Consider the following 23,835-nt stretch of genomic DNA (forward strand, 5'->3'; position numbering starts at 1 on the left):
ATTCCATTAGTTGAAGGTGTAGTTTAGTTGAACGGCAGATAGGTAAGCTGTACCTTCCGCGCTAAATGAAAGGTCTTGGCCTAATTTGTTGGTCTCGGTGAAGTCACCTTCTTTACTCTGAACAATCGCAAAACCAGCATCAAGAGTAAGATCTGGGTTGATCGCGTAAGTTAAGCCTGCGCTATACCAATAACGATCGCTATCAGGAATACTCAGTGTTGCTTCGCCAGCCTGTTCGTCGTAGGCAAAGCCAGCACGAAGTGTCCATTGAGAGTTTAAAGTGTATGTTGCACCCAAAGAGTAGCGATTGTTGTCGTCGTATTTTTCTGACTTTTGAAAACACTGCCCAGCAACACCGTCGTTACAGTCTGGACTTGTCGCTTTGAGTTCTTTAAAGCTGCTCCAGTGTGTTTGTTGCCAGCCGTAGTGGACTGCCCATTGATCATTCAACTGATGGAACGCAGAAATTTCGATAATCGAAGGTAGGGTGATTTGAAGTCGGCCTGTCGTTTTGGTAGCACTACCTTGTACGATCCCGCCTGTATAATCGGTGAACTCACCATCATCAAAGTCAAGGTCGACTTCAGAGCGGTAAGCTATCGAGAAACGGTTATTCTCGTTTAGTTCATATAGACCACCGATATTCCAACCGAAAGCAAATGTCTCACCTGTCATCTGAATTAATTTTTGAGATGCAGGGTTTCCTGTAATGTTCGAAATAGCGCCTTCATGACGGTTTAATTCGGCATGTGCGTAGACGATATTAACACCACCACCAACACTGATTTGCTCATTTACACGGTAAGCCAGATTAGGGTTAAGGTTGACTGATACTAGTGCGGTATCACCAGCGAGATCACCTGCATAAATATCATCTGGGTAATCTGTTGCAACACCATAGTTAGTAAACATACCGATGCCCCACGACCACTTATCGTTGATAGGGCTAATGTAGTATGCGGCAGGTACTACTTGAAGTGGTGCAACGTCATCCGATGATTGGCTTTGTCCACCAGAGCCTGGTACGTCGTTTTGAGTAACATTAACCTCTGGGTCAACGATAGACACTGCGCCTGAAAATTGTGCTGTATCAAAAAGGGTCATGGCGGCAGGGTTACGTGCTAATACACTGGCGTTATCTGCCACGGCACCTTCGCCTGAAAATGAACGTCCCAAACCTGATGCTGAGTGTTCTGCAACTTGGAATCCGGCAGCTAAAGAGTTACAAGCGACCAGCACTGACAGTGAAACGAGAGAGCGTTGTACTGTTTTCATTTAAACCCTCCTAGGGCATCTAATTCTTTCTTATACGTGAAAACAAACATGAGCGACCATGCTAAATGTTAAGCATATGTTAAGGTTATGTTTTACGAAAAGTCAAAGGAAGAACAAATATTTTGTGAAGTTATATTTATTAGATGCGGGACTCTAACATTGATTATATAAATACTATCAATGGATTATGTAAGGTAGGAGGTGTGACCAGAGTGTTTTTGAGCATTAACTGAACGATAAGGGATAAATTGTATATTTTTTAACATATCTGAATCTGTTTACCGAAATCACTGAACTCGGCATAATAGGTACCACTTGTTTAATCATTAATTTTGGATAACAGATTGCAGTTACTCGCAGTAGATTTCCTAGGGAAAACGCTTCGTCTTGAAGGCTCAATGGCTGGATGGCAACAGCTGTTTTGGGATAACACATTAGTCTCTCAACTTGATGCTACATCAGAAGCGGAACATTCACGCTCGCATCAATTTCAACTTCAAGCAGGAGAGCAAGTTCTGGCTTGCCAGTTGGATGTTAGAGTCCAATGGCAACCATTTGAAATGGAATACAGTGCCACAGTAAACGACGAAGTGATCACGCAGGGCGCGCGAAATACCAAAGATATTGAACAGCAAGTTCCAGAAGTCGCACCTAAGCCAGAGAAACGCTTTAGCCTGATCGGTTTAGTTTCACTGGGTTTGAAAGCACTAAAGAGTGCTAAGTTGATCAAAGTGGTTTTAGCCTCAGCGAGCTTAGCCGCGTACTCTTGGCTATTTTCAGTTCAGTTCGCATTGGCTTTAATAGCCTGTCTAATGTTTCATGAATATGGTCATATTCGAGCCATGAAGTACTTTGGTATGAAGACCAAAGGCATCTACCTGATCCCATTCTTAGGGGGGCTTGCGTTATCTGATGAGAAAATCAACACGCGATGGCAAGATGTGGTTATCTCGATTATGGGACCATTCTTTGGTTTGATCTTGTCTCTTATCTTTACAGTGTTGTATTGGGTGACAGGTGAGATGTTTTTCGCGGGACTTGCCGTGTTTAACGCTTTGTTGAATTTGTTCAACTTACTGCCAATATTGCCACTCGATGGTGGCCATGTGCTTAAAAGTATTAGCTTTTCGATGAACAGTTTGTTGGGTATTGCTTTATGCGCAGCAGCTGCTGTTGGCGGGATTATTTTAAGCTATCAACTTAACTTAACGTTATTTGGTTTTCTCTTGATTATGGGGAGTGTCGAAATTTTGATTGAGTGGCGTGGGCGCCACCATAGTCATCTTTTACCGCTTGATCGTTATGGTCAAATCATTTCTGCAGTTTGGTATGTGGGGTTAGTCAGCGGGTTGATTGGTGTTATTTGGTATTTCGCATCAACTGGGGATCAGTTATTGAGTTTGCCACTACAAATATTGGGTACCTAATCGAGCAAACTGCTTTTCTTAGTATTTAAATAGAAAGCCCTAGGTTTCAGAACTTAGGGCTTTCGTCTTTAGAATAGTGTTATATCTTACAACTTGGTCTTTGTGCGTTAGATTGAGGTAGGGTGGTGATCGTCGCACGTAGGTCTTGAATACGAGTGTTATGCGAAGGGTGAGTTGAGAGCAACTCCGGAGGCTGATTCCCACCTGACGCTTTTGCCATGTTCTGCCACAAGTTAACACTTTGGTTTGGATCAAACCCAGCATCTGCCATGTATCTAAGGCCTACGATATCTGCTTCAGACTCTTGTGTGCGCCCATAAGGCAGGATAACACCATATTGAACACCTAAACCAAGTGCAGCCATGGTCATGCCTTGATATTGAGCATATTCGGAAGCGCCAAGCGCGACGCTGGTAATAGATAACCCTGTATTGGCAAGTTGTGTTTGAGAGAGTCGTTCATTACTATGGTCGGCAATCACGTGGGCGATCTCATGGCCAATAACTGTTGCGAGTTGATCTTGATTAACCGCTACCTTTAATAGGCCTGTGTATACGCCTATTTTGCCGCCGGGTAGGGCGAACGCATTCACTTGATCGCTTTCGAACACAACAACTTCCCATTCGTCAAAGCCTTGCTTAGGGATATGTTGAGTGATGCTATTGGTCACGCATTGAACGTAAGCATTTGTTTTGGCATCTTGGCTGATTTTTTGCTGTTGCTTCATCTGTTCAAATGACTGAGCGCCGAGTTGCGACATATCTTGATCTGAGAACAACAAGATTTGATTTCGCCCAGTGGGAGAAGAGCTACATGCTGTGATGCCAGTAAGGGTGATAAGAGAAGCGAGCTTCATCCATGACGTCATACATTATCCTCTGTGTATTGCCGTTTTTATGCATGTTAACATCAACTTGCGTGATATCTAACACCTAAGCGATAACAATCACGACTTATCCATAATTATAACAACGTATAGGACCATGATATGTCAATCTGGAAAAAGCCCATAGACCTCGACATCATCAATGCGACATCTAAGAACACGCTCATTGAGCATCTCAATATTGTATACACAGAAGTAAACGACAACTCGTTGGTTGCAACAATGCCAGTTTGTCATTTTACTCACCAGCCTCTCGGCATGCTCCACGGTGGCGCATCTGTCGTTTTGGCCGAGACCTTAGGATCGTTAGCTGCAAACTTTTGTGTTTCAGATGGCTATTTTTGTGTGGGATTGGACATCAATGCTAACCACGTACGTTCGATGCGTGAGGGGCACGTAATAGGTAAAGCTGAGCCCATTCACTTAGGTGCATCTACGCAGGTATGGCAGATCAACATTACAGATGAACGCGAGCGTTTGGTCTGTTCGAGTCGTCTAACCATCGCGGTTAAAAAACACAAACGATAGTGATTTTAGTGAATTAGAGTATTTATGGTTATTACATTCAGTGGTGGAAAAATCATTGCCACGCCTCATGAACTGGTCGTTCGTTTGGACGGAGAGCACCGCGTTACATTGCAAGCACAAGTTGACGCGATTCAATTAATCGGAAAAGGGGCAAATGTTGTCTCTGCTAACGGCTCGGAGTGTAAATGGTCGATTAAGCTCGACGACGAACAACAACTAAGAGACATCGCCAATGAAATAGGTTGTGACATTCTTTAATTGTCCCTCGCTTTCGCGATAACTCACTGATAAGCATTTTAGGAGCTCCCAATAGAGCTCCTTTTTAATGGCGAACGTTCAAGACAATACCTTGCAAAATCACAAGGTAGCTGTTGATTTCCGCTATTAAAATAAGGAAACTGAAATTAATTCTAATTAGTTGAAATTTCCTCTTTATGAGCAGCCCAAGATTACGAGTCCAATTTGAAACTTTGTTTGAGTACTTTGATGGTAAAGACTCAGAAGTCCAATTAGATCATATTACTGATGTGCTTTGTTGTACGCGTCGTAATGCGCGTATGGTTCTAAACAAACTTGAAGAAGAAAACTGGATAGAATGGCAACCAGCTGCAGGTAGAGGTAAACAATCAAAACTGATCTTTAAGCAAAATCGGAACGATGTCAGTGAAACATTGGCGCGACGCTATCTTGAAGATGGGAAAATCGGGCAAGCACTTAACGTTTTAGATAGAGATGCTGCCAAGCTCACGCAAGTTATTCAGAACTATTTGGGTGTGCAATACCAAGAGGGCGAGCAGGTGATTCGTCTTCCGTATTACCGCCCGCTATCTATGCTTAACCCAGCAAAATCGATGCGCCGTTCAGAGCAGCATATCGCGCGTCAGGTATTCAGTGGTTTAACCAAGCTTGATGACAACGACCAGTTACAACCTGACCTCGCGCATTCTTGGCAAAAAGTACAAGATGACCATTGGCGTTTCTTTATTCGTCCGGGTGTCCGATTTCATAATGGTGAATTACTTCAAACCAGTCATATTGTTGAGACGCTTGACTCCTTAGAGAGCCTTAACATGTTCTCGCATATCAAGCGTGTCGAGTCGCCAGCTAACTGCGTGGTTGATGTTTACTTAACTCGTCCCGACAAATATTTTCCATTAGCACTGACAGAGTCGATCGCAAAAGTCACATTACCTGTGAGTTTACGTGGCGATGACTACGATATTCGTCCAATTGGTACGGGCCCATATCGAGTTGAGAAGAATGATGAACAACAATTGATACTTCATGCCTTTGATGGCTACTTTGGTTTTCGACCATTGATAGACAGAGTCGAAGTATGGGTGGTCGACGAGGCATACTCGTCTATGGTCTATCCAAGCCTATCAAAGCCGGTAATGGCTGATCGTGGCGACAGTGATGAAGTTGAGTTGGACCCGGGCTGTACCTATCTTTTGCTCAACCGACAAAAAGGTATCGCCAAGAACCCATTATGGGCGGAGTTCCTCTCTAATGCGTTGAATGCGGCTGATTTGTTTACTCACATCCCTAAAGAGACGGTCATCGACCTCGGTGTACTGCACGCGTATGGATTAAAACCGGGTTGGTACGATGTAAAACTCGCACCGCCTGTTTGTCCAAAGTCTTCAACGCAGCCAGTGATAAAGATTGCGTTTCAGCGTCAACATCCAATGTTTCCGACGTTGGGACATGCCATTGAAGCGGTTCTCAAAAAGTATGGTGTTGGAGTCGAGCTGTTTGGATATGACATGGATCCACCGCACGCCGATGATGTCGATATCTGGATCAATCCAATGGGGATCGCGAATAATCGTGATGACGCTTTAGTTGGTTGGTTGATGGATTACAGCTTTATTGAAGAGTCGAGCCCATTAGATGAATTTGATCAGTGGTGCGCTATGGTCGAACAGTGGCGCGCTGGTGAATACGAAACATTCCCAGCTCGTCAACTAGGTAAGAAATTGGTTCACAGTAATCAGTTGATCCCAATGTTTCACTGCTGGCTAGGTGTTAATAAAGATCAATGTGGTACCCTGCAAAATGCTAAGTGTAATGCGTTAGGTTGGTTCGACTTCAGTCAGGTTTGGAATAAGCCGGATCTCGGATAAAGGCGCATTATGTCCACTTTGTTTCTTACAGTTATTACGTTGATTGCCTTTGCTGCCAACTCGGTATTGTGTCGATGGGCACTTGCCGACAACAGTATCGACCCTCTGAGTTTCTCTTTGATTCGTATTGTCGCCGGCGCCATTACTTTGATACTGATTTACTGGGCTGTGAATCGTTCAAAACAGCAAACGGCTGGTGGACAACCATTGCAATCAAAAGAAATGAAACAATCAAACTGGAAAGGCAACCCGACCTCAATTGGTGCATTGCTCGTCTATATGTTTGGTTTTTCCTATGCGTATGTTGCGCTTGGAGCTGGATTAGGTGCCTTGATCTTGTTTGTGATGGTTCAGCTTACTATGGTGGTTGCACATTTAATACAGACAAAGAGAATGTCACTTATGGAGTGGCTAGGCTGTGGGATAGCCATTAGTGGCCTGGTCTTATTGTTGTGGCCAAATGACCAACAACACACTTTAGATCTCAAAGCCGTGGTACTTATGATGCTCGCAGGAATAGGTTGGGGTTGTTACACATTAGCAGGGCGTAAGGTGCACGATCCTCTTCAAGCGACAATGATCAACTTTAGCTATGCTGGTTTAGCTTCTCTTGTGTTACTCATCGTTGTCATATTCAGTGGAGCGATGTCAGACGCATTGTTTATGAACAACTCAGGTGTAACTTACGCACTGTTGTCTGGTGTGTTTGCCTCTGCGATGGGCTATACACTTTGGTATCAAGTCGTTAAGAAGCTGAGTACATTGACGGCATCGGTTGCTCAACTCAGCGTACCAATTATTGCGACTCTTGGCGGGGTCTTATTCTTATCCGAACCAATCACACTGCAGTATGTTATTGCATCCGGCATCATCTTTGTCGGAATCGCAGCAGTAATCTTGTCTCCTAAAGTTAGTAATTCGTAAAATTCATGGCTAAACCAAACAAGAAACAACCAAGCAAAACGGTACAGATTTTCTGTGCCAAGTGTAAGACACAACTCTTCAAATATCGAAAAGGTGGTAAAGGTGCCCTAGTGAAATGCTTTAAAGAGAGGATCGTTGAAGACTACACCACAAAGCCTTGTCATTGCCCCGGCTGTGAGATTGAGTTTGCCAGAGATACCTTAGTGAGAGGAACACCCGCCTTCAAGATGATTGGTGGGAAGGTCACAATGAAATAGGAACGAAAGAACAAAGGAGTACTAGCGAGTATTCCTTTGTTTTATCAGAGAGTCTTTTAGAAACTATTTTTAGATCTTTGGCTTATTGATTCGGCCTTGTAGCTTCATGATTATTAACGCAACGATCGCTCCAGAGGTATCGCACAACATGTCCTTCTGAGCGTCCCAAATATCACCTTGTGAACCCAAAAACGCGATGCCTTCATCACCACCAGCCAATTCCGCATACCACCACTCAATGATTTCATAACCTGCTGCCACACTCATGATCGCGAAGAGAGAAAACCACACCGCGATAATCGGTGATGATAGTTTCTTACGAATCATATATTCAGCTAGCGGGTAGGCGTATAAGCCAATTGAGAAATGAGCCACGCGATCGAAGTTGTTACGCTCAGAGCCAATCAAGTGATTAAACCAATCAAAAGGAACCTCTGCGAAAGTGTATTTCGCACCTATCGTGTGTAAGGCTAACCAGATGAACATCAATACGTAGGCGGTGTTAGAGAAGGTTAGCTTTCGAGAAAACCACCAGATACCCGCTAAGATACCTACAGCTGGAATAATCTCTGCAATCCACACCGCTCTAGATGAAGGTGCAATTGCGGAAAATATAAAGACAACAAGATAAGCGGCGGTCAGAATTAATAGAGATCGATTACCGCTGAGTGGAGCGGGCATAGGTTCAGTAGTCACTGTCATAAGTAATCCTCATCAATAATCAAGTATGTTGTCATAATATTGAACACTGTACAATTTATTTTCAATTTACAAAATGTGTTGAAAAGGCGGTTTAACGCCCAGTATCTAGACAAACGATTGCTAGAGTTTCACAAAAGTTTGATTTACGACAAAGCGCACCCTAAAATCGCCGTTCATTACACACATAACTAGAAAGAAAGTCATGAAACTGGAAACTGTCGATTATCTTGCTGACGATGCAGCAGAGCAATTTGTTCGCTCATTACGTGAAACTGGCTTCGGTGTTTTAAAAAATCACCCAATCCCTAAAGAACTCGTAGAATCTATCTATGAAAACTGGTACCAATTCTTCATGACAGAAGAGAAGAACGATTTTCAGTTTAATGTTGAGACACAAGACGGATACTTTCCACCTTCTGTTTCAGAAGTCGCTAAAGGACACAGCGTTAAAGACATTAAAGAGTATTTTCACGTTTATCCTTGGGGTCAAATCCCTGAGCAACTGAAAGAACAGATCCTAGATTACTATGATCGTGCGAATGCTTTCGCTCAAGAACTATTAGGTTGGGTTGAAGCGCACGCACCGCAAGAAGTACAAGAGAAATTCTCTGTTGCACTCTCTGAAATGATTAATGGTAGCGAGCAAACACTGCTACGTGTTCTACACTACCCACCAATGCAGGGTGATGAAGAGCCGGGTGCAATCCGTGCAGCAGCTCACGAAGATATCAACCTGCTAACGGTTCTCCCTGCGGCGAATGAGCCAGGCCTACAGGTGAAAACTCAAGACGATCAGTGGTTAGATGTACCGTGTGATTTTGGTAACCTAATCATTAACATTGGTGACATGCTTCAAGAAGCCTCAGGTGGTTATTTCCCATCTACAACACACCGCGTAATTAACCCAACGGGTGAGCGCCAAGAGAACTCTCGTATTTCTCTACCACTTTTCCTACACCCGAAACCTGAAGTGGTATTGTCTGAGAAGTACACAGCGAATGAATACCTGATGGAACGTCTACGCGAGCTAGGTGTTATCTAAGCAAGCCTGATTCCATAGGAAGACTAAAGCCAGCATTTCGCTGGCTTTTTTGTGTTTGAAGCAAAGTTAGGTATTCGACTAGCAATTCAATTTCAAAGAGTTATCGGCTTGATATTATTGGGGTGAATCGTTGAAACTTTTGTTTCAATCCTCGACAAATCATAATTGATGGCTTTCAATGTATATATGAACCAACCTGCATTATAAAACTGGCTCCATATTATGTTAGAACAACAAGACGTGAGTGCTCCTTTTCAAACTCACATGGAAAACCCATTGCTTTGGCCGATTATGGAGGTACTCAAAAAGCAACCTCGAGGCTGGAAGGTTCATACGCTTGCGACTCACCTTAATGATCTCGGTCTTGTACCCATCTTGGATCCGAAACCTGAAAAGGATCTGTTTAAAAAGAACTTCCTTATCATGAATGCGCTTTATCAATTACAAGAGACCTTGTTTCCAGAGAGTTGGTTACAAGTGCAGGCGATGGATATTGAATTGATGCACGGCCGTTATTACGCCAATGGACATGCTATCGATCCGGAAGACCCGCTACGTGACTATTATGTGCATTGGGAAAATTACGAAGCAGATGAAGGTGAGGTCAAACGACTATTGAATGAGTTTTGGACTCGTTATCGTAAGTTTGTCGGGGGTGAAGACATTGGTGATATGGACAGGAGCAAAGCGCTTTCGTTATTCGAGCTTCCAAACGATGCGACACCTACTGAGATTAGAAAGCGTTGGCGAAAACTCGCATTACGCTGGCACCCAGATAGGGAAGAAGGGAATAGCGCTCAATTTAGAGTCTTGTGTGAAGCGTGGAATGTCCTTAGATAAGTGACCGATAAAAAAATAGTGCGTTGGACGCACTATTTTTTATCTTTTTGTTCAGCTTAGTGAATCAAAGCGACTCGAGCGGACTGTTAGTTTGATGGCTTGAACTGAGATTTACGCATACGGTTCAACGCTGCCATGATATCGAGAGTTCTTGGTTTCGCTAGATCACCATAGTTCGGCATGTTCGCGTGCCAATCTTTATCCAACATCGCGTTAAACTCTTTCGCCGGGTTGTTCGACCAACCAGGAAGTTGCGCAAACTGGAACCAAGCCCAACCAATCGCGTTCACTTCTGACGCAGATTCTAGTTGTTCAAGTGCTGATAAGTCTGTGAACTCTTTACCAAAGCGCAGTGAATCTTTGCCTTTCGCGTTTACTCGGAATTTGCCGTCAGACAAGATGCTCATCAGAGATGCGCGGTTTAATGAACGAGGTACAAACATTTCTAGTGCTGTTTCACACTCGTTGTGGCGCTGCGTAGGGTGCTGCTCAATCACTTCTTTAGCTTTTTCGGTTACATCTACTGCCTGGTAGTCATGCATTTGGATTACCGTATCGGCAACATCTAGGTAATCGCCCGAGCCGCCCATAACAACAATTGTTGAAATGTTCATTTCGTCTCGTAGCTGACCAATACGGTCGACCAGAGGAGTAATTGGCTCGTCACCTTTCGCGACTAATGCCTGCATACGTTCATCGCGGATCATAAAGTTTGTTGCTGATGTATCTTCATCAATCAATAAGGTTTGAACACCCGCCTCAATTGACTCTTGTAGCCAAGCCGCTTGAGATGTCGAACCAGACGCATCTTGAGTCGTAAAGTCCGACGTGTCTTTTTGCATTGGTAGGTGATTGATGTAGTTCGAAAGGTTCAAGCTATGAACACAGCGGCCGTCTTCCGCGCGGATCTTCATCGTATCTAACGCAGTAACGATTCCTTCACGACCATCGCCTGGAATGTGGTTGTAGATAGAGCGTTCAACTGCATTAAGTAGCGTCGATTTACCGTGGAAGCCACCGCCGACAATCAAAGTAATACCTTTAGGAATACCTAGGCCTTTTACTTCACCGCGGTTTGGCGTTTTTAGCGTTACAGATAAAGATTCAGGTGCTTCGAACGCAACTGCATCTTTCATCGGTAGGTCGCAGTTACCTGCAATACGCGGTAGAACACTACCGTTAGAAACAAACGCAGCAAGGTTATGCTCATCCAGTTGAGAACGAAGGGCTTCTTGATCTTCGATGGTCTGACAGTGCTCAACTAGGGCATCAAAGTCTAACTCGCGCTCCAGTGTCGCTCGGCGGATAAACTTAGGCAGGTAGAAAGTAATAATGTTATTTGCTTTCTTAGCCAGAATGCTACGTCCATCAGCAGGGAGGTTGATACGGAAACGAATTTCAATACCGTGCTCTGTGAACAGTACCGCTGTACTATCAAGGACGGTTTGACCTGTTAGTGCGATAGAGATAGTCGATTCTTGTTTAGCAAATTCTGCAAAGCTACGCGCAATGAAGTCACGCGCTGCAATTTGGTATACATGTGATTTGCCTTTCAGCCACTCTAAACCTGTTAATGACCAAGCGCGTGTCGCACGAAAGCGAGAAGGGGACGCATATGGGTCACCTTGGATGTGGTCAATATGAAGTTCAAAGTCAGCAAAGTCGTATTGACCTTTGATTTGTTGATATGCACGGTAGTTTTGTTTTTCGAGCTTTTTTAGCTTTGCAGTCAACTGATCCATAACGAAAAATGCCTTAGTTGGAGAAAGATACAAATAGAAAGGCGGCGATTATAAAAATCACCACCTATAGAGTAAAGGGAAAGTGGGCGTAAATTGCAAAGTATCGGCAATTTACACCACCATTAATTCATTGTAAGCGCCAATTGGCGCCTAAATGCACCAATTAGGCGTAGCGACTGCTGTTTAGATAGTTTTGGTCGGCAAGGCTGTGCTCGAACTCTTGGCAGGTCATCGGCTTGCCATAAAGGTATCCTTGCCCAATATCGCAACCCTCTTGAATAATGAATTGTTCTTGCTCTTCGTTATCTATGCCTTCAATCGCTACTTTAAGGTCGAGCTTTTTGGCAATCTGCACAATCGATCGCACAATCTCAGTGTCATCTTGTGAGTTGTTTATCTGGTCGATAAAACTCTTATCTACTTTAATGGCATCAAAAGGGAATTTTTTGAGGTAGCCAAAAGAAGCATAGCCTGTTCCGAAATCATCAAGTGACAATGTCACGCCTAAATCATGAAGCGATTCTAAGGTATTCTTTGCAATGACTTCGTCAGCTATTAAACCGCTTTCTGTTACTTCTAATTCAAGAAAGCGAGCTGGAAGGTGATAGGTTTCAAGTAAATGAACGATTTGCTCATAAAACTGCACGTTCTTTAATTGTACCGCAGAAACGTTAATCGCCATCTTGAAGTCATCGACATACGCAGACCACTCTTTAGCTTTTTCGATGGCGGAGCGAAGAACAAAATTGCCGACTTCGAAGATCAATCCATTTTGTTCTGCCATATGGATGAGCGTTTCATTTGAAATATCACCAAGAACAGGGTGACGCCAGCGAAGTAGAGCTTCAGCACCTACCCATTTATGTGTAAGCGGGGAAACCTTCGGCTGAAAGTAGAGCATAAGATCGTCGTTACGCACTGCTTGTAAGAGGTAGCCCTCAATCTTATTGAGGTGTATCTGGTCGTCATTATAAGCTTGAGAATAGAAGCAGTATTTTTGCCCAGAATCTTTACAAGCAAGCATGGCCGCCGATGCTTTTTTAAGTGCTGCTTCTGCGTTGTCTTGAGTGTCGGTTATTGTCAGGCCGATAAAAGCATGCAGGTGAACATTGTCACCGCCTATCGTGAATTCTGAGTGACCGATCTCGACCAGTTGTTCACAAAGCGTGTCGAGATGAGCGTTAAGTTTGTCTGTGGTATAGGCAATCGCCAAGTCGACGGAAGTAGGCCTTCCGGTTAGCACTTCAATACCTTGGATCGTGGAAAGTCTACGGCGATATTCGACCAGAACATCATCAAACGCTTGGTAGCCGTAACGAGCTTGAATACGTCTGCCGTTAGTAAACCCGATATGAACAACAGCAAATGATCGGTTGTTCAGTTGTTTTTCATTCGTTATTTGAGCATTGAGCTTAGATTCGAAAGCGTGGCGGTTTAAGAACCCTGTGCCTAGATCGTGATTTTTTTGATAAGTGACTTTCTGCTCTGCCGCTTTTCGCTTATCGATTTCAAGGTTTAGGGAATAGTTTAAGCTGGCAAGATCTTGTGTCCGAGTATGGACTCTTGATTTAAGCTCTTTGTTCAACTTAGAGAGTTTTGCATTTTGATAGAGCGTTGTGAGTTGCGACTCAATCGAGAGTTTAAAGCTTTCAAGCAGTTGGATATACGTTGGAGTGTAGTGGTTCTCTTTGCTATCCAAAATACAGATCGTTCCGAATACATCGCCATTCGGCCAAAGCAAAGGGATACCACAATATGAAATCATTCCAATTTTCATATCAGGGTTGTTTTTCCAATTTGGATCTTGAGTTGCGTCGGGGACGATTAAGCGACGGTTTGTTCTCATGACTGTCTCGCAATACAGACCATGTCCAAGTTCTTCAGAGTCTCCTTCCTTATAAGGATTACCGTCAGAATGGCTGGTTGCGAAAACTTCAATTGATGCGGTGTGCACGCGCATAATCAGTGCGGCGGGTACGTGAGTGATATTAGCCAGTAAATCGACGATGTTTTGCCAACCGACCTTCATATCACTGGGTATATCTAAATCGAGCGTATTTATCTTTTTCATAAGACTCCATGTCGCTTTTACTCGACGAATCACATCCTGTGATCTCGTCTCCCTGTCGATGTAATATGCACCTAGAGATGTAATGAAACTGTTAATTTGAGTATAGGTAGATTACATAAAAAAGCCTCTCCAATTTGCGAGAGGCTTTTAAAACTGAATCCAAGTCTCATACCTGAGATAGAAAGGAATTATGGCTTGAGATTTATAAAATCTTCTGTATTCAATGGTTGGGTGTAATCAATTCCCGAATACTCAAATCCGTTGAGCTGCATGAACTCCTGTTTAAAGCCAGCATAGTCGCCCGTGAGTTTGAAGTTTTCTTCATCCATTGACTCAAGAAGCTCTGATACATGAGCTTGTGTTTCAGGCTCAAGTTCCCAATCATCCATTCGAATGAGGCGCTCACCATCAAGTGGGATTTTATCTTGGCCGTAGAGTTTGGTGCTGAACAGGCGCTGCATTTGTTGGATGCATGTTTCATGAGTCCCTTTTTCTTTCATCACGCGGTAAAGCGCCAATAAATAAGGACTCAAACCCGGAATAAAGACACTTGCTTTGGTCACGAGTGCTTTACACACCGTTGCGTACGCACCACCGCTAAAGTTAGCTAACTCAAGGTTCAGTGAGTGACTGGTTTGATGAAGGTCGATTTTAGCGCGTCCAAGCGTTCCATCTAGATAGATAGGGTGTGTTACATCTGGTCCAACATAAGAGAAGGCGATGGTTTTACAACCTTCAGCAATAGATTCGGCGTTGATTAGTTCGTCTACCCAATGACCCCAGTCTTCACCACCCATAACCTTGAGTGTGCTTTCGGCCTCGTCTTCTGTTGCCGGTTCAAGCGTAGTGGTATTCCAGCTATCGTCTTCCAGAGAGATGGTAGTGCCAGTGACACTTTGACCAATTGGTTTGATTGCAGAACGCCAGAACTCCTCGGTGTCAGCTTTAGGACGTACACCTGCTGCGAGGCTATAGATGATTAGGTCAACTTCACCCTCAAAGTAAGTTTCGATGGCCTCAACCACTTGTGAACGAGTTTCTTTGGAGAAGGCATCACCAACGATGTTTATCGCTTTGCGACCTTCACGTTTGGCTTCTTGTTTGAAGTAGATGTTGTTGTACCAACCTGCGCTCCCTAATGACTTTTCATTAGGTCCTCGCTCGAATGAAACACCAATGGTATCGGCTTCAGCGCCACCAAAGGTGAGGGCAATTCTAGCAGCGAGTCCGAAGCCTGAAGATGCTCCGATAATCAGAACACGCTTCGGGCCGTTTTTGATTTGAGGAGCATTTTTAACAAATTCAATTTGTTGCTTGACTGCTTGTTGGCAGCCTAGGGGGTGCGCATTTTTGGCAACGACACCCTTTATAACGGGTTTTATTATCATAAATAACCTTACACTTAACGCTGTTATGAACTCACGTTAACGTAAAGCTATGTAAAAAAGATTGAGCTAGACCATTAAAAGCTAAAGATACTGGTATAATTTCTCGGCAACAAACTCTGCAATCCAAGGTTGCGCTTCGGGCTTAGGATGCAGTCCGTCGTTCATCATCCATTCAGGTTTCATAATGATATACTCGAGAAAGAATGGCAGTAGTGGCACTTTCTGCTGATCAGATAGCGACGTAAATACGTACTCAAACTGGTCGTTGTAGCGCTTGCCGTAGTTAGGCGGAATACGTATCTGCATCATGACTGGCTTTGCACCTGAATCTCGAATCTGTTGGATGATTTTTTCGAGGTTCTGTTCGATCACCTTAGGCGGGAAACCACGAAGGCCATCGTTCGCGCCCAGTTCAATGAGTACTGTGTCTGGCGTATGTTCCGTTAATAATTGCGGTAAACGAGAAAGGCCATTGCCCGTTGTATCGCCAGAAATACTGCCGTTGATTACGGTAACTTCTTTGTCGTATTCGGATAAAGCGTCTGGAAGTAAGGTAGGCCAGCTCTGTTTGATATCCATGTTGTAACCAGCACTTAAACTGTCACCTAACACTAAGATTGTCTGGTTCTGCGCAAATGTAGTTGTGGAAAAAAGTATAAAAATTAAAAAGGAAATTAGTCGAGTCATGCATACATCCATAATAAAAGCTGAATCTGTTTCGAAGACAGTGTCTACTAATCAAGAACAATTGACAATCTTAGAGAAGGTTGACATCGATATTGTTGAAGGTGAAACCGTTGCTATCGTTGGTACGTCAGGTGCGGGAAAATCGACCCTAATGACACTGCTTGCAGGGCTCGATGTGCCTAGTTCTGGTGAAATTCATCTTCTAAACAAACCACTTTCTCAATTAGACGATGAAGAGCGAGCTCAGATTCGTAGTGAGTCGGTTGGATTTGTTTTTCAAAGCTTTCTACTAATCCCGAGTTTGTCCGCACTACAAAACGTAACCTTGCCGTGTTTACTGAAGGGCGAAGAGGAAGATATAGAGCGTGCAACCGCGTTACTGGAGTCGGTAGGGCTTAAAGATCGTGTCGACCATTTACCTTCACAACTTTCTGGTGGTGAACAACAACGTGTGGCACTCGCTCGTGCTTTTATGATTAAGCCTAAAATTCTGTTTGCTGATGAACCCACAGGTAATCTTGATCAGCAAACCGCTGCCAAGATTGTAGAGCTTTTATTTGAGCTTAATGCGTCTCACGGCACCACGTTGGTTCTTGTTACTCATGACCCTAAACTCGCTCAGCGCTGTCAGCGCACTTTGAAAATGCACCTTGGTCAAATCACGGAGGTGTAGAGTGAGCCATTCTAAAGGATTGAATAAAAGACTCTTCAGCTGGAGTATTGAAGAGATACGCCATGGCCAGCTATGGCCCGTTTCTATCGCCCTTACTCTTATTATCGCGTGTGTCTTTGCTTTGTCGGCTTTAGCTGAGCGCATGGAGCAAGTGATAGTAAAACAAGAAAAAGATGCGCTCACTGCTGATAGCGTGTTTATTTCAGCAAACCCACTTCCGGATTCACTGCTTGAATTGGTTGCGGATAAAAAACTGGAAAGGAGTGAACTGACTCGTTTCTCTACCATGGCTTTTAGTGACAACGGCATGCAGCTTGTTACGGTAAAAGCGGTGGAGAGCAATTATCCATTGCGCGGCGAAATGTTATTGGAAACAACCGATGCGCAGCAAACAAACGTTAAACCGGGCGAGTTATGGCTTGATGAACGAATTTTCTCTCAGTTAGAGGTTGCTATAGGTGACAATGTCACGATTGGTGATGCCGACCTAACGATTACAGGGCGGATCACTCAAGAACCAGGGCTCAGTTTCAACCCATTTCAACAAATGCCCGCTGTGCTGATTCATAGCAGTGACATCGATGCGACGGGCGCCATTCAACCAGGGAGTCGTGTCAGCTTTCGCTTATTCTTAAATGGCGATGATAATGATCTGCAAGCGATTCAAGACTCTATTGAACTAACGCCAAGTGACCGATGGCGCAATCAAGACAGTGCCAGTCGCACCAATGAAATGTTTAACAAAACGACTCAGTATCTGTCGTTGACGGTTGCTATCGTAGTCATCATGGCGGCAACTACCTTGGTTCTCACTTGTCAGCACTACGTGGCAAGTCGACAGAAAACAATCGCTATGCTCAAGAGTTTAGGGGCAAGCAAACAATGGGTCATTCACTGGTTATCGATTCAAGTTCTAATGCTAATGGTGATTGGTATTGTCTTTGGTATTGCGATAGGCATCGGCCTTGAGTTTTTGTTACGTATTCCGCTAGAAGATCTTCTTCCAAGTCCGCTTCCAAGCTATGGTTATCAACCGATCTTGCTGTCTGTGTTAACCAGCGTGTTAATTGGTGTTCCTGCTCTGGGCATTCCTCTTTTAGGATTGGTGAACACGTCTGCGATCAGTGTTATTCAGTCTAGTTATCAAGGACAGAACAGTAGTAAACGATATCTGCTGCTCTTGGTGCCGATAGTACCGATGTTAATGATGTATGGTAATAACCTACTGGTTTGGATCGTCCTAGGGGGAATCGTTGGACTGTTTGCGGTACTTGCGTTGGTTAGCATTCTTGTATTGAGACTGATCGCTAAACTCCGCGTATCCACAGCAATGCGTCTCGCAATTAGTCGCATCAATCGAACGCCACTCGCAACGGGTATCCAATTTGGCGCTCTCTCTTTGTCCTTGATGTTGCTTTCTATTATCTGGTTAGTTCGTAGTGACTTGCTGTCTGATTGGCAACAGACGCTGCCTGAGAACGCCCCGAATGCTTTTGCACTCAACATTGCTGAATACGAAAAAGAGGCGTACCTAGAGACGATTGACGCAAATAACGTTGAACGCACACAAGCTTTCCCAATCATTCGTGGACGACTGACAACGATTAATGGAGTCGAAGCGAGTGAGTACAGTGAAAATGCTGATCAAACAGATGCTTTGAGTCGAGAAATCAACTTTACGTGGGGTGAATCTCTTCCTGAGTACAATGACGTTGTTGCTGGTGAGTGGACGAATGAGAATGGTGTTTCTGTCGAATCTGACGTAGCCGATCAACTTGGCCTTCAAATTGGTGACGAACTCTCGTTTACGATTAACAGCCAACGCTTTGATGCGAAGGTAAATACCATTCGTGAAGTCGAGTGGCGTGAAATGAAGCCCAATTTCTATTTCATTTTTACACCGGATGTACTCAGCTCGATTCCATCGACATGGTTGGTGAGCTTTAGATTACAGGAACAACATGATGAGATGTTGAATCAACTGTCTCGTAATCACCCGACAGTCAGCTTGATGGATATCCGCAAGATGGGCAGTAAGATTCAAGAGTTGCTTAAACAGATCGTTTGGTCGATCACTGTGCTCGCTGGGCTTGGCGTTATCGCGGGTTTACTGTTGATCTTTACATTGTTGCGTTTGAGCTTGTCTCAGCGTCAGCAAGAGATTCGCCTATATAGAACGTTAGGCGCCAGCAAAAGTCGCATCCTCAATACAATTTGGTGTGAGTACGGCATTATGGCGCTTGTAGCGGGTAGTATTGCTGCACTTGGTGCAGAGCTAAGTGTGGCAAGCCTAATGACCTTTGGCTTTGAATTACCAGTAACGCTACATCCTGTTTTATGGGTGATGTTACCTGTGATTACCTTTGTGACGTTAGCAGCGGTCGTAAACAGTCTGATTAAGCGCCTCCTTGCACCAATGAAGAAGGACTTTAACTAGTACTTTGCTGCGATATGGTTAAGTCATAGCGTTGTTATAGAGAATAATCGCAATAGAAATCTATAAATAACTGGCTGCAAAGTGATCGCTAGTGTTGAAACTAACGTTATGGGTAAGCCAGTAGCTAATGAGTGCGTTCAAACGTTTCCGGTTGTACGCACTTTTTATTTTGTACAGCGGCCATCGGTTAGGTTACCCACAGGGCAATATCGTGGGGGATAAAAAGCTTAAATAAGGGGCTGTTTATACCTGCTAATAAGCTGTAATAATAAATTCATATTTTCGGATAATGTTGTTTAGTCCCTGTAAATAAAGGGTTTGCGCAACAAAGTTGTACCTTATCAACAGTTATCCACAAAATCGGTGGATAACTTTAGGGATAAGTTAATCAAGATGTCATATGAGCTATCTTCGAGCCTTTGTACTACCGTACTTAGGCCAATTTTGGCGTGTTTTGGGTCGACGTTTTTTTCATTCACACATATTGAGTCAAGCAATAAATTTTGTTTTTTTAGTTTGACTTCTGATGATGACAAACTAAGACCTTGATAAAAATGTGATTTAATTCACCGTCAATCCTACGTAGAATACTAAGCAGTTAATTTTAGGCTTTAGAGTCCAATGAACCAGAACAAAATGGATAAAAAACAACCGTCTATAGCTATTGTTGGTGGTGGTATTGCGGGCGCCACCAGTGCGATTCATTTCAGCGAGCGTGGATATGACGTAACCTTGTTGGAAAAAGGGCCAAGTCTGGTAAACGGGCCTCCGATCTGCCACCTGCATGCTGGTGGTAATTTGTATCGAGATATTTCTCAGGAGCAATGCCTTCAACTCCTTGCTCAATCAATTGATACTGTTCGTTTGTTTCCTCACACGCTCAATATTCGTCCAACTGTTATTGCAGTGCCTCATAGTGATGGTGGTCAACCTGAAGCTCTGTTACCACGTCTAGAGGTAATTAAGTCGGCTTACCAAGCTTTGGTTGATCAAGACCAAAGTAATCAAGTTCTGGGAAACCCAGACGAATACTACAAGCTTTATAACAAGCAAGACTTAGTTGCTTTATCAACTAAAAGACAACCCCAAAATCCAAGCACTCTGGATGAATGGTGTATTCCTTTTGCTAAGCATACTGATTTGGACACCTTGAAATATCCGGTAGCAGTAGTTCAAGAGTACGGACTGAGCGTATTTCGTTTGTCTGCAATGGCTCAGTTGTCGCTAGAAAAGCAGAGCAACTGCCACATTCTTACCAACAGTCGACTCATATCGGTAACTCAAGTAGAAGGCGAATGGGAGCTATGCTATTCCGATCATGCGGGGAATAAGCATAAATTTGCATCTCAGTACCTGATTAATGCGAGTGGCTTTGAAACGGGTGTGGTTGACGATTATGTCGGCTCTAAGCAAGAACGTCTTGTCGAGTTTAAAGCAGCCTATGTCACGGACTGGTCAGATTGTCGTGAACATAAAGAGGAGTGGCCTGAAGTCATATTCCATGGGCCACGTGGTACACCTCAAGGTATGGCGCAGCTCACTCCCTATGCAGATGGCGTTTTTCAACTGCATGGTATGACAGAGGGGATTACACTGTTCGAAGGTGGCTTAGTCTCTTCTTCGAAGCATTCATCTCAGCCGCAACTCCCGCAGAAACTGCTGAAAAAAATTGTGTCTGGTTGGACAGAAGCACAATTAGAGCAACGGACTCAAGCCGCCATCGAACATATGGCTCAATTTATCCCTAGCTTTAAGTCAGCGACCGTGGGCGGTAAACCTCTGTTTGGAGCTCAACAGATTCCCGGGACTGACCCTAGCTTACGCGCGTCTGATGTTTCTTTTTGTGGTGAAAAATACGCAAGACTAGAGGTTGTAAAAGCATCCTCAACGTTGGAAGCGGCTCAGAAGATCAATAGCCGTTGGTTTGACGGTGAAGCGCAACAAACAACCATTGAAGGCGCACATCCAGTGACAATGTCACTTAATATTGATGACGTTGAAACAAAAGCTATCACGCTTACGCAAGAGCGCGGATACCCAGCGGCATTGGCGATTGTGACTGGTGAGAATCGAGTGAATTAAACAGTAGGTCATTGATCAAAAAGAGAAAAAGGGTGGCTCTTATTGAAGGTCACCCTTTGTTTTACTTAGAGATAAAATGAACCAAACAATATAAGTCAGTAGCCAAAGAACCTTGCCCATTGGCACCACACATCTTGTAACCCCAAACGATCTCCCTTTACAAAACAAACTTGTTGCCCGGGTTTGGCCTGCGCAAGTCTAGGTAGGTCGATACGCGCAATACAGCCAAGCTTTGGATAACCACCAATGGTCTGCCTGTCGTTGAGAAGTATGATGGGTTGCCCATCTTTTGGTATTTGAATCGCGCCTAGAGCAATACCTTCCGACAACATTGTGATATCCGGTGATTCAACTGGATCGCCACTGAGTCGATAGCCCATGCGATTGGAGTTCTGACTAACCGTAAAAGGACTATTGTAGAAGGTCGATTTGGCAGCTTTGGTGAAAAGATTTGACTGGTAACCTTCAATAACTCTCAAAGTAAGTGGAAGGTTGTAGTCCGGAGTATAGCGAAAAGTCACACTTAAAGGCTTAAAATGCAATGGTATCGGATGTGTATGAAACTGAATGTCTTGGTTCGCCTGGCAAGGTTGGCCATCTTGGGTCAGTCCACCCACTTTTTCACGCACAACGGTTGATGTACTGGTTAAACTGACTGGTGCTTTAAAGCCACCTTTTACGGCTAAGTAAGCCCTAAGCCCATTTCTTGGTAGTCCAAAAGAGAGTATTTGGCCTTTATAAGCCACAAACGATGACCAATTGGGTATCGAAGCCTCATCCAGTTTCACCTGAAGATCACCACCTGCAATAGACAGTAAGCAATCTTGATTCACCTTAATTGCACACTGTCCCAGCGTTATTTCTAACGAGGGGCTATTAATAGGGTTCTGGAGCAAGTGGTTCGCCCAACTGTACGCGTAATCATCAACGGGTCCACCCTGTGTAAGCCCGAGATGTGAAAGACCATAACGTCCAAAATCTTGAATGAGCGAGAGTGGGCCAGACTTTAATATGGTGATAGAACCCTTATTCATCTAGACACCCTCCAAGTTCGATAAATTCGCTCTTATCAATGGCTTTAAATTGGACTTGATCTCCCACGTTAAACAAAGATGCGTTATTTAATTCCTCTACAGAGACATTGCTGTTAAACAGCTGTAAAGGACATCGACCAATAATATTCCAACCACCTGGGGACTGATCAGGATAAACCGCGGTCTTTCTGTCTGCGATTCCGACGCTACCTTTTGGGACTGAGAGTCTAGGCGTTTCGTGCCTAGGCATTTGGAGTGTTGGTACAACATCAGAAAGGAAAGCAAAGCCTGGCATAAACCCGACTGAACTCACTTGATAGATTGTACTGGTGTGAAGTTCGATAACTTGCTCCAATGATAGCCCTTGCTGTTCAAAACGGGAAAGATCGAGAGCGGTATCTTTACTGTAGTAGGTGGGTATGGTCACTATCGATTTTGATTGAGAATCTAAAGTGTTGAAATCAATGTTAGTGATCAGTGTATTCAATTGTTGAATGAGTTCTGATTCCTGAATTCGATAAGGCAGATAGTCGACAAGAATCGTATTATACGCAGGCGTGACGTTCATTAAATAAGGGGCGAATACTTGCCTTATTTGTTGAGAAATAGAAGCGACACAAACGGGAACGTTGAATGCCTTTTGTTTAGTGATGTTTTGTTGTGATTTTGTTGCTGATCTCATGTCGTTAGTAAGATCAATCTTGATCATAACACTGCATTCCGCGACCGGTTCGATCGTAATACTCATTGTTTTCTTCATAAGTTACCGTATTAATTGAAGAAATATTGATTCACTAGTGTTTATCTCAGTGCATTAATATCTTGGCTAATGCGCTTAATCAACGCGATAGATTGGGGATTGTCACCATGGACACAAATCGTATCCGCTTCAATTTCAAGTCGTTCCCCCTCGATGGTCGTCACTGAACCATAGTTCACTATCTGCATGACTTGGTTATAAATATCATCTTGATGTGTATAGACGGAACCGGCAACAGAACGGGGCGCTAACTGTCCATTGTTTAGATATGCACGATCCGCAAATGCTTCGAGTAGTAACGGAAGGTCATAGTTATCCGCGATATCGAGAAACTTCTGGTTGTTTGCTGTAGAAAGAATCATCAATGGAATGCCAAACCCTGCAACGGCTTCGGCAACGGCATTAAATATTTGCGAGTTAGCCATCATATCGTTGTACAAAGCACCATGTGGCTTTACGTAATGCAGGTGACTTCCATGGTGTTGACAAAGAGCTTTGAGAGCACCGACTTGATAACAAACCAACTCGGTAATTTCTTTCATAGAGTGAGGGATTGAACGACGTCCAAAGCCTACCAAGTCTTGATAACCTGGATGGGCACCTACCTGAGTATTGTAGTGGCTAGCGAGTTTTATGGTTTTTGACATTACATGTGGGTCTGAAGCATGGAAGCCACACGCTACGTTGGCCATATCAACCCATTCCATGACGGTTTCGTCATTTCCCATTGTCCAACTGCCAAAGCTTTCACCCATATCGCAGTTCAGTAGTACTTTTGTTGTCACAGACAAACTATCCTTGATATTTACTATCCCTAGACGTTCTACTAAATTCCTGATTTAAACAGTGATCACAATCAAAATTCTATTAACGTGGTGTGACTACGTTACTCCAACAATAAGTGTTTTAGCCTCTGATAAAGGTAATGGTTAGTGTTAATGGAAAAAGAGTAGG

At 43.8% G+C, this 23,835-nt stretch carries 21 protein-coding genes; 11 read left to right on the forward strand and 10 right to left on the reverse strand.

Features of this window, described 5'->3' with window-relative positions; all coding sequences use genetic code 11:
• Window positions 1-6: 6 nt before the first annotated feature.
• On the reverse strand, window positions 7-1,275 hold the full coding sequence (locus L1D60_RS04770) for a porin (protein ID WP_239839972.1): 1,269 nt from the start codon (window positions 1,273-1,275) through the stop codon (window positions 7-9).
• Window positions 1,276-1,619: 344 nt separating this feature from the next.
• Between L1D60_RS04770 and L1D60_RS04775 the strand changes: the two genes are divergently transcribed.
• Window positions 1,620-2,702, forward strand: a complete 1,083-nt coding sequence (locus tag L1D60_RS04775; RefSeq protein WP_239839973.1) for a site-2 protease family protein — start codon at window positions 1,620-1,622, stop codon at window positions 2,700-2,702.
• A 79-nt stretch (window positions 2,703-2,781) separates the two neighbouring features.
• On the opposite strand, the gene L1D60_RS04780 is transcribed toward L1D60_RS04775, so the two are convergent.
• Complete coding sequence (locus L1D60_RS04780; protein ID WP_239839974.1) at window positions 2,782-3,570, reverse strand: M48 family metallopeptidase; 789 nt, start codon at window positions 3,568-3,570, stop codon at window positions 2,782-2,784.
• Window positions 3,571-3,690: 120 nt separating this feature from the next.
• On the opposite strand from L1D60_RS04780, the gene L1D60_RS04785 reads away from it, so the two are divergent.
• From L1D60_RS04785 to L1D60_RS04805, 5 genes are all read left to right on the forward strand, one after another.
• Window positions 3,691-4,116: a hotdog fold thioesterase gene (locus tag L1D60_RS04785; protein ID WP_032552569.1), complete on the forward strand. Its 426-nt coding sequence runs from the start codon at window positions 3,691-3,693 to the stop codon at window positions 4,114-4,116.
• A 24-nt stretch (window positions 4,117-4,140) separates the two neighbouring features.
• Window positions 4,141-4,374 (forward strand): DUF3389 domain-containing protein, encoded by a 234-nt coding sequence (locus L1D60_RS04790; protein ID WP_032552568.1) that lies wholly within the window; start codon window positions 4,141-4,143, stop codon window positions 4,372-4,374.
• Between the two features lie 176 nt (window positions 4,375-4,550).
• A complete protein-coding gene (locus L1D60_RS04795) occupies window positions 4,551-6,242 on the forward strand; it encodes an SgrR family transcriptional regulator (protein ID WP_239839975.1) in 1,692 nt (563 codons plus the stop codon).
• A 9-nt stretch (window positions 6,243-6,251) separates the two neighbouring features.
• Window positions 6,252-7,166 carry a DMT family transporter gene (locus L1D60_RS04800; RefSeq protein ID WP_239839976.1) on the forward strand — a complete coding sequence of 305 codons (915 nt, stop codon included), beginning with the start codon at window positions 6,252-6,254 and terminating at the stop codon, window positions 7,164-7,166.
• A 5-nt stretch (window positions 7,167-7,171) separates the two neighbouring features.
• Window positions 7,172-7,423: a hypothetical protein gene (locus L1D60_RS04805; RefSeq protein WP_239839977.1), complete on the forward strand. Its 252-nt coding sequence runs from the start codon at window positions 7,172-7,174 to the stop codon at window positions 7,421-7,423.
• Window positions 7,424-7,492: 69 nt separating this feature from the next.
• On the opposite strand, the gene L1D60_RS04810 is transcribed toward L1D60_RS04805, so the two are convergent.
• Window positions 7,493-8,125: a DUF2238 domain-containing protein gene (locus tag L1D60_RS04810; protein ID WP_239839978.1), complete on the reverse strand. Its 633-nt coding sequence runs from the start codon at window positions 8,123-8,125 to the stop codon at window positions 7,493-7,495.
• Window positions 8,126-8,327: 202 nt separating this feature from the next.
• Between L1D60_RS04810 and L1D60_RS04815 the strand changes: the two genes are divergently transcribed.
• Together L1D60_RS04815 and L1D60_RS04820 are read left to right on the forward strand one after the other, a co-directional pair.
• Window positions 8,328-9,167, forward strand: a complete 840-nt coding sequence (locus L1D60_RS04815; RefSeq protein WP_239839979.1) for a 2OG-Fe(II) oxygenase family protein — start codon at window positions 8,328-8,330, stop codon at window positions 9,165-9,167.
• 222 nt (window positions 9,168-9,389) lie between these two features.
• A complete protein-coding gene (locus L1D60_RS04820; protein ID WP_239839980.1) occupies window positions 9,390-10,007 on the forward strand; it encodes a DNA-J related domain-containing protein in 618 nt (205 codons plus the stop codon).
• Window positions 10,008-10,093: 86 nt separating this feature from the next.
• On the opposite strand, the gene L1D60_RS04825 is transcribed toward L1D60_RS04820, so the two are convergent.
• The 4 genes from L1D60_RS04825 to L1D60_RS04840 all read right to left on the reverse strand — a co-directional run bounded on the left by L1D60_RS04825 (window position 10,094) and on the right by L1D60_RS04840 (window position 15,895).
• Complete coding sequence (locus L1D60_RS04825) at window positions 10,094-11,749, reverse strand: ABC-ATPase domain-containing protein (RefSeq protein ID WP_239839981.1); 1,656 nt, start codon at window positions 11,747-11,749, stop codon at window positions 10,094-10,096.
• Between the two features lie 163 nt (window positions 11,750-11,912).
• Complete coding sequence (locus L1D60_RS04830) at window positions 11,913-13,820, reverse strand: GGDEF and EAL domain-containing protein (RefSeq protein ID WP_239839982.1); 1,908 nt, start codon at window positions 13,818-13,820, stop codon at window positions 11,913-11,915.
• Window positions 13,821-14,008: 188 nt separating this feature from the next.
• A complete protein-coding gene (gene fabV, locus L1D60_RS04835) occupies window positions 14,009-15,208 on the reverse strand; it encodes an enoyl-ACP reductase FabV (RefSeq protein ID WP_239839983.1) in 1,200 nt (399 codons plus the stop codon).
• 81 nt (window positions 15,209-15,289) lie between these two features.
• A complete protein-coding gene (locus tag L1D60_RS04840; RefSeq protein ID WP_239839984.1) occupies window positions 15,290-15,895 on the reverse strand; it encodes an arylesterase in 606 nt (201 codons plus the stop codon).
• Between L1D60_RS04840 and L1D60_RS04845 the strand changes: the two genes are divergently transcribed.
• From L1D60_RS04845 to L1D60_RS04855, 3 genes are all read left to right on the forward strand, one after another.
• Window positions 15,894-16,568 (forward strand): ABC transporter ATP-binding protein, encoded by a 675-nt coding sequence (locus L1D60_RS04845; protein ID WP_239839985.1) that lies wholly within the window; start codon window positions 15,894-15,896, stop codon window positions 16,566-16,568. The genes L1D60_RS04840 and L1D60_RS04845 overlap by 2 nt on opposite strands.
• A 1-nt stretch (window position 16,569) precedes the next feature.
• A complete protein-coding gene (locus L1D60_RS04850; protein ID WP_239839986.1) occupies window positions 16,570-19,005 on the forward strand; it encodes an ABC transporter permease in 2,436 nt (811 codons plus the stop codon).
• Between the two features lie 621 nt (window positions 19,006-19,626).
• A complete protein-coding gene (locus L1D60_RS04855) occupies window positions 19,627-21,087 on the forward strand; it encodes an FAD-dependent oxidoreductase (RefSeq protein WP_239839987.1) in 1,461 nt (486 codons plus the stop codon).
• A gap of 95 nt (window positions 21,088-21,182) precedes the next feature.
• Here the strand turns inward: L1D60_RS04855 and L1D60_RS04860 are convergent, their stop codons facing one another.
• From L1D60_RS04860 to L1D60_RS04870, 3 genes are read right to left on the reverse strand one after another with little or no spacing between them, the layout of a single operon-like run.
• Window positions 21,183-22,121 (reverse strand): biotin-dependent carboxyltransferase family protein, encoded by a 939-nt coding sequence (locus L1D60_RS04860; protein WP_239839988.1) that lies wholly within the window; start codon window positions 22,119-22,121, stop codon window positions 21,183-21,185.
• Window positions 22,114-22,869, reverse strand: a complete 756-nt coding sequence (locus L1D60_RS04865; protein ID WP_239839989.1) for a carboxyltransferase domain-containing protein — start codon at window positions 22,867-22,869, stop codon at window positions 22,114-22,116. Before L1D60_RS04865 ends, L1D60_RS04860 begins: the two co-directional genes overlap by 8 nt.
• Before the next feature lie 53 nt (window positions 22,870-22,922).
• Window positions 22,923-23,666, reverse strand: a complete 744-nt coding sequence (locus tag L1D60_RS04870) for a 5-oxoprolinase subunit PxpA (protein WP_239839990.1) — start codon at window positions 23,664-23,666, stop codon at window positions 22,923-22,925.
• Window positions 23,667-23,835 lie beyond the last annotated feature (169 nt).

Source organism: Vibrio sp. Isolate30, assembly GCF_022397975.1.
GTDB classification, from domain to species: domain Bacteria; phylum Pseudomonadota; class Gammaproteobacteria; order Enterobacterales; family Vibrionaceae; genus Vibrio; species Vibrio fortis.